General features: G+C 65.3%; 11 protein-coding genes. 7 read left to right on the plus strand and 4 right to left on the minus strand.

Going from position 1 to position 10,310, the window contains the following annotated elements; all coding sequences use genetic code 11:
- Window positions 1–6 precede the first annotated feature (6 nt).
- Window positions 7–336 (minus strand): DUF6665 family protein, encoded by a 330-nt coding sequence (locus JWQ89_RS21565; protein WP_299644593.1) that lies wholly within the window; start codon window positions 334–336, stop codon window positions 7–9.
- 80 nt (window positions 337–416) lie between these two features.
- On the opposite strand from JWQ89_RS21565, the gene JWQ89_RS21570 reads away from it, so the two are divergent.
- Complete coding sequence (locus JWQ89_RS21570; RefSeq protein ID WP_299644595.1) at window positions 417–1,310, plus strand: EamA family transporter; 894 nt, start codon at window positions 417–419, stop codon at window positions 1,308–1,310.
- 33 nt (window positions 1,311–1,343) lie between these two features.
- Here the strand turns inward: JWQ89_RS21570 and JWQ89_RS21575 are convergent, their stop codons facing one another.
- Complete coding sequence (locus JWQ89_RS21575; RefSeq protein WP_299644598.1) at window positions 1,344–2,180, minus strand: aldo/keto reductase; 837 nt, start codon at window positions 2,178–2,180, stop codon at window positions 1,344–1,346.
- A gap of 296 nt (window positions 2,181–2,476) precedes the next feature.
- On the opposite strand from JWQ89_RS21575, the gene JWQ89_RS21580 reads away from it, so the two are divergent.
- On the plus strand, window positions 2,477–3,814 hold the full coding sequence (locus tag JWQ89_RS21580) for a tetratricopeptide repeat protein (RefSeq protein ID WP_299644601.1): 1,338 nt from the start codon (window positions 2,477–2,479) through the stop codon (window positions 3,812–3,814).
- A gap of 87 nt (window positions 3,815–3,901) precedes the next feature.
- Window positions 3,902–4,210 (plus strand): ATP-dependent Clp protease adapter ClpS, encoded by a 309-nt coding sequence (gene clpS, locus JWQ89_RS21585; RefSeq protein ID WP_299644603.1) that lies wholly within the window; start codon window positions 3,902–3,904, stop codon window positions 4,208–4,210.
- A 15-nt stretch (window positions 4,211–4,225) separates the two neighbouring features.
- Here the strand turns inward: clpS and JWQ89_RS21590 are convergent, their stop codons facing one another.
- Window positions 4,226–4,894 (minus strand): dihydrofolate reductase family protein, encoded by a 669-nt coding sequence (locus JWQ89_RS21590; protein ID WP_299644605.1) that lies wholly within the window; start codon window positions 4,892–4,894, stop codon window positions 4,226–4,228.
- Between the two features lie 300 nt (window positions 4,895–5,194).
- Between JWQ89_RS21590 and JWQ89_RS21595 the strand changes: the two genes are divergently transcribed.
- Both JWQ89_RS21595 and JWQ89_RS21600 read left to right on the plus strand, forming a co-directional pair.
- The gene (locus tag JWQ89_RS21595; protein WP_299644607.1) at window positions 5,195–5,704 is read left to right on the plus strand and encodes a hypothetical protein; all 510 of its coding nucleotides are present in this window, start codon (window positions 5,195–5,197) and stop codon (window positions 5,702–5,704) included.
- Window positions 5,705–5,769: 65 nt separating this feature from the next.
- The gene (locus JWQ89_RS21600; protein WP_299644609.1) at window positions 5,770–6,348 is read left to right on the plus strand and encodes an NADPH-dependent FMN reductase; all 579 of its coding nucleotides are present in this window, start codon (window positions 5,770–5,772) and stop codon (window positions 6,346–6,348) included.
- Between the two features lie 8 nt (window positions 6,349–6,356).
- Here JWQ89_RS21600 and JWQ89_RS21605 read toward each other — a convergent pair whose 3' ends face one another.
- Window positions 6,357–6,635: a DUF2277 domain-containing protein gene (locus JWQ89_RS21605; protein WP_299644612.1), complete on the minus strand. Its 279-nt coding sequence runs from the start codon at window positions 6,633–6,635 to the stop codon at window positions 6,357–6,359.
- Between the two features lie 172 nt (window positions 6,636–6,807).
- On the opposite strand from JWQ89_RS21605, the gene JWQ89_RS21610 reads away from it, so the two are divergent.
- Both JWQ89_RS21610 and carB read left to right on the plus strand, forming a co-directional pair.
- On the plus strand, window positions 6,808–7,338 hold the full coding sequence (locus JWQ89_RS21610) for a YbhB/YbcL family Raf kinase inhibitor-like protein (RefSeq protein ID WP_299644614.1): 531 nt from the start codon (window positions 6,808–6,810) through the stop codon (window positions 7,336–7,338).
- A gap of 378 nt (window positions 7,339–7,716) precedes the next feature.
- A partial coding sequence (gene carB, locus JWQ89_RS21615) for a carbamoyl-phosphate synthase large subunit (RefSeq protein WP_299644616.1) occupies window positions 7,717–10,310 on the plus strand: 2,594 nt, incomplete at its 3' end.

Here is a 10,310-nt window from a genome sequence, read left to right on the forward strand (position 1 = left end):
GCGGGTTCACCGCTCGATCGCGCCCAACCGCACCATCACCTCCGGCGGAATCCCGTATTGCCGGATGACCTCCCTCTGGTCGCGCAAACCGCAGAGTTCGCGCTGCACGAGGAACTTCCACACCTCTCGCGCCGCCGCCTTCAGCAGCACGATCCGTTCCTCCGGCGTCCCGGGCGCGGCATCGAAGGCCTTGAGCGCCCCCATCGCCTTCTCCACCTGCCGGCCGTGATGCCCTAGCGAGGACGCCTTCTCTCCCAGCACCTCGCTCTCGATGGAGCTGAAGTCGCCGTTGAGGCGCTGGCGCAGTTCGACAAGATCGGAGGCTCTGAAACTCATGCGGCGAAACCTAGGAAACCATGCCGCAGCCTGCAACCCCGCCCTTCCCCAACGGCGCCGACGCGCGCTAGAAGCGCCGGATGACCAACCCGCTCTCCCGCTCCACCGCGACCTTCATCGGCTTTTCGGCTGTGCTGCTCTGGTCGCTGCTGGCCTTCCTCACGGCAGCGAGCGGCAAGGTGCCGGCATTCCAGCTGACCGCGGTCACCTTTGCCATCGGCGGATTGTCGCTTCTGGTGCTGCGGCCCGGCGCGCTCAAGGCGATGCGCCAGCCGCTGCCCGTTTGGTTGCTCGGCGTCGGCGGGCTGTTCGGCTACCACTTCTGCTACTTCTTCGCGCTGAGGAACGCGCCGCCGGTCGAGGCCGGGCTGATCAACTATCTCTGGCCGCTGCTGATCGTGGTGTTCTCCGCTCTCCTCCCCGGCGAGCGCCTCAAATGGCAGCATATCGCCGGATGCGTACTCGCGCTGGCCGGTGCGGTGCTCGTCGTCACCCGCGGCCAAGGGTTTGGCTTCGACCAGCAATACACCCTCGGCTATGCTGCAGCGCTCTGCGCCGCCGTGATCTGGGCGGTCTACTCGGTGTTGTCCCGCCGCTTCGCAGCGGTATCGAGCGACGCCATCGCGGGCTTCTGCCTGGTCACTGCGCTGCTGGCCGCCATCTGCCACCTGCTGCTCGAGCCGACCATCTGGCCGACCAACCCGTGGCAATGGGCGGCGCTCATCGGCCTCGGCCTCGGCCCGGTTGGTCTCGCCTTCTACGTCTGGGACATCGGGGTGAAGCGCGGCGACATCCAGGTACTCGGGGCCGGATCCTATTCGACGCCGCTGCTCTCGACACTGGTGCTGATCCTCACCGGCTATGCGCAGTACAGCAACCTGATCCTCATCGCCTGCCTGCTGATCACCGCCGGCGCGGTGCTGGCCGCCAAGGACCTGCTGTTCAAGCGCCCTGCTGCTGCCCCCGCCGAATAGCAACGGCCGGGATCGCTCCCGGCCTTTGATGCCTCAGAACAGGAACGACGCCGTCGCGGGGTCCGAACCGACACGGCCTCTGCTCTGGTCGAGGCCCTTGATCTTGGCCATATCGTCGGCATCGAGCTCGAAGCCGAACACGTCGAAATTCTCGACGATGCGCTCCTTGTGCGTCGACTTCGGGATGACGATCAGCCCCTCCTGCAGGTGCCAGTGGATGATCGTCTGCGCGGCTGATTTGCCGTGCTTCTTCGCGATCTGCGCGATCGTCGGATCGTCTAGCATGCGGCCCGAGCCGAGCGGGCTCCAGCTCTCGATGACGATGTCGTGCTGCTTGTGGAACGCACGTTTGTCGCGCTGCTGGAAGCGCGGGTGCAGCTCGATCTGGTTGACCACCGGGGCCTCGCCGGTCTCCCCGATGATGCGCTCGAGATGATCCTGGTTGAAATTCGAGACGCCGATCGAGCGGATCCGCCCCTGTGTTTTCAATTCCACCAGCGTTTTCCACGCCTCGACATACTTGCCCTGGCTGGGCACCGGCCAGTGGATCAGGAACATGTCGAGCTGTTCGAGGCCCAGCGCCTTCATCGTCGCATCGAAGCTGGCGAGCGCGAGATCGCGGGCGTGTCCGCCGTTCCGGAGCTTGGAGGTGATGAACAGCTCGCTGCGCGGCACGCTGGTGCGCTTGATCGCGTCGCCGACCCCTTGCTCGTTGTTATAGCCCTCGGCCGTATCGATCGAACGATAACCGGCCTCGATCGCGTCGGTCACGACTCGCGCCGTGATGTTCGGATCGACCTGCCACACCCCCAGCCCCAGTTGCGGGATGGAATTGCCGTCGCGAAGCTTGATGGATGGAACCGATGCCATGACTGTCTCCGACATGAAATAAGACGGCGGCCGCCACAGTGACGCTGAGGGTGGACCGCGATTGTCTGGTGTGCGGCGGAACAATGCCGCCGGCGGGGAAAGGTTCAGGCGTCGCGGATAGTCGTCGAGCGAGCGCCTGCGCCGTCAATAGCCGATAACGCTTCCAGCGTCACCTGCCGATGGACTGGAGCCGTACTTTCAAATCAGCCGCCGAAGCGTTGACTCTGCCTGCGTGTTTACGCGTAATCGAACGTCTTCGTGTGGATGGAGCGTGCCGGATCGGCAACGCAGGAACCATGACCGAGAACACCGAGACGAGCAGGGCCGAGCGCCGCCTCAACAGCTGGAAGGAGATCGCCGCCTATTTCGGCAAGGACGAGCGGACCGTCAAGCGCTGGGAGGCCATCCGCGGGTTGCCGGTTAGGCGCGTCCCGGGCGGCACGCGCACCTCCGTCTTCGCCTATGCGGCCGAGCTTGATGCCTGGCTCAGCGCGCCCAGGCCGGTTGCGGGCACGGTGCGGGTGAAGGGGACCGAACCGGCGCTGCGGCATTTCAAGCTCCCAGCCATTGCCGCCGCAGTCCTCGTCGGTTGCGTCGGGCTCGGCATCGTCGCCGCGCGCGCTCCGTCCGCGCCGGTTGTTCAGGCCATCCCCAGCGAAGCGCAGGCCCTTTATCGGGAAGGAGTCGTGGCCTGGAGCAGCCGCAGCGCCGCCGGCTTCGAAACCGCGATCCAGAAGTTCGAGGCGGCGCTCGCCATTGTGCCGGACTATGCGCCCGCCCATGCCGGCCTCGCCAACGTCTACAACCTGATCAGCCAGTACACGCTGGCGCCCGCTGACCAGTCCTACGCCACGGCTCGCCTCGAAGCCGAGCGGGCGGTCGAGCTCGACCCCGGCCTCGCCGAGGCCTGGGCGGCGCTGGGCTTCAACGCCTTCTACGGATCGTACGAGTTCGCCCGCTCGGCCGAGCTGTTCGAGAAGTCGCTGGCGCTGGCGCCCGACAATCCGCAGGCCCTGCAATGGTACGCCCTCACCTCGATGCAGATGGGCAAGTTCGAGCGGCCGCGACAGCTCATCGACCGGGCCCTGGCGCTGCAGCCGGATTCGCGCTCGGTCCGCGCCAATGCGGCGCTCATCCACTACTATTCCGGCGATCCCGACGGCGCCGTCGCCATGCTCGAGCAGCTGCGGCAGGCCAATCCCGACTACCTCGCGGTCCCCGCCTATCTGGCGACGATCTACTTAGACCAGCGGCGCTATGCCGAGTTCGTCGACAACTACGAGATCGCAGCGCGCGTCGAGAACAGCGCCGGCGGCCAGTCGATCGCCAAAGCGGCCCGCAATGCACTTCCCGGCGGAGGGCGTGCCATGCTGGCGGCAATGCTCGAAGAACAGAAGCACCAGTTCCAGGTCGGAGGCGAGAAGGCCTATAAGGTAGCGGCGACGGCCGCCCTGCTCGGCGACAGGGAGCTCGCCCTCTCCTACCTCGATATTTCGGTCGACCGCCACGAGACGCTGGGCCTGCTCGTCGAGCCGGAGTTCCGCAGCCTGCGCGGCGATCGACACTTCCAGGCCTTGGTGGCAAAGCTCGGGCTACCGTCGAGGCCACCGCTCACTGCTCTGGCCAGCCCCTGATCGCCACCGTCATTGCATTCCGGCGCGTCGGCTCCCACGTGCATCGGACGTGCACAGCGCCGTCGCCCTCACTATATTGGCCTTGCCATGAGCAACGTCACCGACACCAAGCCGCGCGCCAAGACCGTCACCAAGACAGCGCGGCCGCCGCTCCACAAGGTGATCCTCCTCAACGACGACTTCACGCCGCGCGATTTCGTCGTGCGGGTGCTGAAGGCCGAGTTCCGCACCACCGAGGACCAGGCCCGCCGCATCATGATTACCGCCCACACCAAGGGCGCCTGCGTCGTTGCGGTGTTCACCCAGGAGGTCGCCGAGACCAAGGCGAAGCGCGCCACCGAGATGGCCCGCAACGAGGGCTATCCGTTGCTCTTCACGACCGAGCCGGAAGAGTAGCTCAGGTGCCCTTCGTCACCTCCTCGAGGGGGCCGGGCGCAGTTTCCCGGCCTCCCGGAAGCCCATCTTCTGACGCACCACGCGATAGCGGATATGCGTCGCCATCGGCCCGTCGCTGACCGACAGCTTTTCGAGCTGCACGCCGTCGGCAAGCTCATCGAACAGCCGGACCCCGCCACCTACGAGGAAGGGCGCGACGTGTACCAGAACCTCGTCGCACAGCCCCGCCGCGAGCGCCTGCTTGCCCGGCGAGGCGCCGCCCAGCTTGATATCCTTGTCGCCGGCCACCGCACGCGCCTGCTCGATGGCGCTGGCGATTCCATCGGTGACGAAGGTGAGGTTGGAGGGGCCCTTGGGCACGTCCTCCGCCGGTGGCGGCTGGTGCGTGAGCACGAACACCGGAGCTCCATTCACCGGATGCGCCCCGCCCCAGCCATCGGTGATGTCGTAGGTCCGCCGGCCGAAGATATACGCCCCGGCCTCCACGTACATCAGCTTCACCTGGTCGAGGTTGGCCCCCGGCGCCGGCCTGAACAGCGACGTGCGATAGTCCTCGGTGCCGGTGGCGTACCAGTCGAAGATGTGGTGCCCGCCATGCGTTCCGAGCGGATGCTGCTTGCCATCCTCAGGCCCGGCGACAAACCCATCGAGCGACATGGTCATGTCGATGACGACCTTGGTCATGGCAGTTCTCCAGGCATTCAACGGTATGGCTGAGTACTCTGCGTGGAGCGCAGGTCAAGTGTGGCGCGGACCCTGCGACGCACTGGAAGTCGGTGGATAGACGAGCCTAACACGATGTTATCCCGGAAGCAGGGTGCGGGACGGGGCGCCAGAACCGAACCGCACGCCCCCTCTCCTCAGCCTATACTCCGTTCATCTGCGCTTCAGCCGGAATTTGGCATCATGCGCGGTTAGTCCCTCCTGCAACCCAAGCGCTCCTGCTGCCGTTGCAGTACCAACCCGCCGTTTCCGGAGCTGCCAATGTTTCGCCTGCCCCCTAGCCTCAAAGTCGTCGCCCTCGCCGCCGCCCTCGTTCTGCCTGCCGCGCTGCCCGCCGTCGCCGGCCCCGCCGAAACGGCCCTTCTCGGCAAGTATGCCGGCGAATGGCGGGGCAGCGGCAAGGTGGTCGGGCCCGATCCGGGCACGGTCGTCTGCCGCATGACCTTCAAGACATCGAGCGCCGGCAAGCTCAGCTATTCCGGCCGCTGCTCGTTCGGCGGCTCCGGCGCCGCCAGCTTCCGCGGCACCATGCTCTACAACGATGCCAGGAAGCGCTACGAGGCCTCGTCCTCAGCCCAGGGGGTCTCCACCACCACCATCGGCAAGAAGCAGGGTAGCGGCATCGTCTTTGCCGCCAACGGCATGCAGACCCGCTACGGCAATGCCTCTTCGACCATGACGCTGGCCGGCAACGCCATCAAGCTGAACTTCAAGCTGGTGGACAAGAAGGGCGCGACCACCTCCTCGAGCATCACCTTCGGCAAAAACTGACGGGCGCCAAGACGGCCCCGGCTTTCCCGGCGAAGAGTCGCTCCTCCTGAACCAGGAGGAGCGACATGAGTGACTTCAAGGTTGGGTACCTGATCGGCAGCCTCGCCGAGGCCTCGATCAACCGCAAGCTGGCCAAGGCGCTGGTCCGTCTGTCTCCGGCCGAGATGACGATGACAGAAATCGGCTTCGCGGAACTGCCACTCTACAGCTACGATTACGACGCCGACTTCCCGCCTGCCGCCCGCGCCCTCAAGGCTGCACTGGCCGCGTCCGATGCCGTGCTGTTCATCACTCCCGAATACAATCGCTCCGTCCCCGGCGGGCTGAAGAACGCCATCGACTGGGCGAGCCGCCCTTGGGGCCAGAACTCGTTCGCCCGCAAGCCGACGGCCATCATCGGCACCTCGCCTGGCGCCATCGGCACCGCCGTGGCCCAGCAGCACCTGAGGAGCATAATGGCCTTCTGCAACTCACCGCTGATGAACTCGCTCGAAGCCTATATCCAGTTCACGCCTGGGCTCATCACCGACGACGGGGACGTGAGCAACAAGGGCACCGCCGAGTTCTTTCGCGATTACCTGGCCGAATTCCACGGCTTCATAGAGCGGGTCTACATGGCGATCCCGCGAAGCACGGCCCGATGAGATGACCCTCAGGCATCGACCCGGCCGTACCTGAGCTTCGCCCGCTCCCGCGCCTTGGCTGCGACCACCTCGCGGTCGCGTTTGGGTGCGTCGGTCTCGAGCTCCTTCAGGAGCCGCTTCACCACCCGCTCGATGTCATCGACGGCATCGTTGAACGCCGCCTCGTTGGCCTTGGAAGGATGGGTATAGCCCGAAATTTTCCGCACGAACTGCAGCGCTGCGTCGTGCATCTCGTTGCGCGACGCCGGAGGCTCGAAATTGAACAATGGGCGGATGTTGCGGCACATGGTTTTCCCCTTCGTCCCCGTAGGCTGCTTTCCCTGAATTTTGCATCCGGCTACGGCCGGGGCAAGGCGGGCCCGTTCAACTCGCCGTAAGGCAATGTTCCTTCGCTTGCCGAGGCATTAGGGTTTTGCCGGTTTGCGGGCACGATCTGTCACCTCATCCCGGAGATGGTCCATGAAAGCCCTCGCTGTTGCCGCCATCCTTTCGCTCGCCACCACCCCGTCAATGGCTCTCACCCTTACGAGCAGCGATGTGAGCACTGGGGAGACTTTCCCCACCCAGTTCATCTGTCCCAAGTATCAAGGCAGCGGGGTCTCGCCGGCGCTGTCATGGAACGACGTGCCGGACGGCACGAAAAGCCTCGCCATCACCATGTTCGATCCCGACGCCGGCACCAATGGGTTCTGGCACTGGGTGCTGGTCGACCTGCCGGCCACCGAGACCGGTCTCGTCCAGGGCGCTGCGTCCCCCGGTGGCACACTACCCCCGAGCGCAGTCAGCTTGCCCAACGGCTCCGGTACGGACGGCTATATCGGCCCCTGCCCGCCAGCCGGCAAAGTCCATCACTACGAGATAACGCTGTACGCCCTGCCCATAGCGCAGGCCGCGGTCTCGGGCGCCATGACGCCGGCCGAAATCGGCTCCTATCTGGAAAAGACTGCCATTGGCACCGCGCAGATCACCCCCGTCTACGAGCAGCAATAGGTCCGGGCCTCTCCGCCGGTTGGGTGAACTTCAGTCCGCACGGGCGTCGCGCTCCCAGCCGCTCGACCAAGTCACAAGACGGGCGCGCTGATGTGGATGGAACCTGGGCAGGGCTACGGTTTTCCGATGCACCGCAACGCGCGCGACCTGGCCGTCGGCGATGACAAGCTGCTGTAACCGGGGCCGCAGCAAGCCAAGGCAGGTATGGGCTCAAATCCGTCGCAACCTGGTGCACGGCGATTTGCGTCTTGGGCCGTAAACGCGGGGGGTTCCCTTCCCCACCCGCTTCCGTTACAGGACGCGCCTAGCCCATAGAATCCGACGCCACCGGCCGCCCAGAGCGGGTCTTTCCGCGCGCCCTGAACTTTTAGGTCCAAGATGCCAAAACGCACCGACATCAAATCGATCCTCATCATCGGTGCGGGACCGATCATCATCGGCCAGGCGTGCGAGTTCGACTATTCCGGCACCCAGGCGTGCAAGGCGCTGAAGGACGAGGGCTATCGCATCATCCTCGTCAACTCCAATCCGGCGACGATCATGACCGATCCCGATCTTGCCGACGCCACCTATATCGAGCCGATCACCCCCGAAATCGTCGCCAAGATCATCGAGCGCGAGCGCCCCGACGCGCTGCTTCCCACCATGGGCGGCCAGACTGCGCTCAACTGCGCGCTCAGCCTCAAGAAGATGGGCATTCTCGACAAGTTCAACGTCGAGATGATCGGCGCCGATGCCGAGGCCATCGACAAGGCCGAGGATCGCGAGCTGTTCCGCGATGCGATGAAGAAGATCGGGCTCGAAACCCCGCGCTCGATGCTGGCGCACAACACCATCGAGGCGCTGCAGGCGCTCGAGGTGATCGTCCTTCCCTGCATCATCCGCCCGAGCTTCACGCTGGGCGGCACCGGCGGCGGCATCGCCTACAACAAGGAAGAATATCTCGCCATCGTCGAAACCGGCGTCGATGCCTCGCCCACCGACGAGGTGCTGATCGAAGAGAGCGTGCTCGGCTGGAAAGAGTTCGAGATGGAGGTCGTCCGTGACAGGAACGACAACTGCATCATCGTATGCTCGATCGAGAACCTCGACCCGATGGGCGTCCACACCGGCGATTCCATCACCGTCGCGCCGGCGCTGACGCTGACCGACAAGGAATACCAGATCATGCGCGACGCCTCGATCGCGGTGCTCCGCGAGATCGGCGTCGAGACCGGCGGCTCGAACGTGCAGTTCGCCATCAATCCGGCCGACGGCCGGATGATCGTCATCGAGATGAACCCGCGCGTCTCGCGCTCCTCAGCGTTGGCGTCCAAGGCCACCGGCTTCCCCATCGCCAAGGTCGCCGCCCGCCTCGCCGTCGGCTACACGCTGGACGAGCTCGAGAACGACATCACCGGCGGCGCGACGCCCGCGAGCTTCGAGCCGACCATCGACTACGTCGTCACCAAGATCCCGCGCTTCGCCTTCGAAAAATTTCCCGGCGCTGACAAGCGGCTAACCACCTCGATGAAGTCGGTCGGCGAGGCCATGGCCATCGGCCGTACCTTCCAGGAATCGCTGCAGAAGGCCCTGCGCTCGCTCGAGACCGGCCTCACCGGCCTTAACGAGATCGGCATCCCCGGCTTCGTCAGCGGAGCGCCCGAGGACGACAACGAGAACGCCGTCTTCGCCGCCATCTCCACCCCCACGCCCGAGCGTCTGCTGCACGTCGCCGAAGCCATGCGGCTCGGCTACAGCCTCGAAGACATCCACGATGCATCCAAGATCGATCCGTGGTTCCTCGAGCAGATCTACGGCATCGTCGAGACCGAGAAGAAAGTCCGCGAGTTCGGCCTGCCCGACAGCGCCGGCGCGCTGCGCGGGCTCAAGGCCATGGGCTTTTCCGATCGCCGCCTCGCCGATCTCGCCGGCAGGCAGGCCAAGGACGTGCGCGGCCTCCGCAAGGCGCTCGGCGTCCGCCCGGTCTATAAGCGCATCGACACCAGCGCCGCCGAGTTCGCCTCGCCCACCGCCTACATGTACTCGACCTACGAGGCGCCCTTCATCGGCACCCCCGAGGACGAGGCGCGCCCCTCCGACCGGAAGAAAGTCGTGATCCTAGGCGGCGGCCCAAACCGCATCGGCCAGGGCATCGAGTTCGACTATTGCTGCTGCCACGCGGCTTTCGCGCTCAGCGATGCGGGCTACGAGACCATCATGGTCAACTGCAACCCGGAAACCGTCTCGACCGACTACGACACTTCCGACCGGCTCTATTTCGAGCCGCTGACCGAGGAAGACGTCATCGAGATTTTGGAGACCGAAAAGCAGAATGGCACGCTGCACGGCGTCATCGTCCAGTTCGGCGGCCAGACGCCGCTGAACCTCGCCGATGCGGTGGAAAAGGCCGGCGTCCCGATCCTCGGCACCCAGCCGGGCTCCATCGATCTCGCAGAGGACCGCGACCTGTTTTCGAAGCTGGTGAACCGGCTCGAACTGGCCCAGCCCAAGAACGGCATCGCCTATTCGCTCGAGCAGGCCCGCATCGTCGCCGAGCGGCTCGGCTATCCGCTGGTCATCCGCCCGAGCTACGTGCTCGGCGGCCGCGCCATGCAGATCGTCCACGCCCCCAGCGAGTTCGAGCGCTACGTGCAGGACACCCTGACCAGCCTCGTGCCGCCCGACATCCTGATCCGCTACCCCAACGACAAGACCGGCCAGATCAACTCGGTGCTCTCCGACAACCCGCTGCTCTTCGACGGCTACCTGAGCCGCGCCATCGAGATCGACGTCGACTGTCTCTCTGACGGCAAGGACGTCTTCGTCTGCGGCATCATGGAGCACATCGAGGAAGCCGGCATCCACTCCGGCGACAGCGCCTGCTCGCTGCCGCCGCAGCATTGGAGCGACGAGGTCATCGCCGAGCTAAAGCGCCAGACCACCGAGCTGGCGCTGAACCTCAAGGTCGGCGGCCTGATGAACGTCCAGTA

It is taken from the genome of Devosia sp., from assembly GCF_028290645.1.
Lineage (GTDB): Bacteria > Pseudomonadota > Alphaproteobacteria > Rhizobiales > Devosiaceae > Devosia_A.

Bases quoted from the DNA above. Each gene is read 5' to 3' on its own strand.
- JWQ89_RS21565 (WP_299644593.1), bottom strand. From the start codon at position 336: ATGAGTTTCAGAGCCTCCGATCTTGTCGAACTGCGCCAGCGCCTCAAC.
- JWQ89_RS21575 (WP_299644598.1), bottom strand. From the start codon at position 2,180: ATGGCATCGGTTCCATCCATCAAGCTTCGCGACGGCAATTCCATCCCG.
- JWQ89_RS21610 (WP_299644614.1), top strand. From the start codon at position 6,808: ATGAAAGCCCTCGCTGTTGCCGCCATCCTTTCGCTCGCCACCACCCCG.
- JWQ89_RS21600 (WP_299644609.1), top strand. From the start codon at position 5,770: ATGAGTGACTTCAAGGTTGGGTACCTGATCGGCAGCCTCGCCGAGGCC.
- JWQ89_RS21595 (WP_299644607.1), top strand. From the start codon at position 5,195: ATGTTTCGCCTGCCCCCTAGCCTCAAAGTCGTCGCCCTCGCCGCCGCC.
- JWQ89_RS21605 (WP_299644612.1), bottom strand. From the start codon at position 6,635: ATGTGCCGCAACATCCGCCCATTGTTCAATTTCGAGCCTCCGGCGTCG.
- JWQ89_RS21580 (WP_299644601.1), top strand. From the start codon at position 2,477: ATGACCGAGAACACCGAGACGAGCAGGGCCGAGCGCCGCCTCAACAGC.
- JWQ89_RS21590 (WP_299644605.1), bottom strand. From the start codon at position 4,894: ATGACCAAGGTCGTCATCGACATGACCATGTCGCTCGATGGGTTTGTC.
- clpS (WP_299644603.1), top strand. From the start codon at position 3,902: ATGAGCAACGTCACCGACACCAAGCCGCGCGCCAAGACCGTCACCAAG.
- JWQ89_RS21570 (WP_299644595.1), top strand. From the start codon at position 417: ATGACCAACCCGCTCTCCCGCTCCACCGCGACCTTCATCGGCTTTTCG.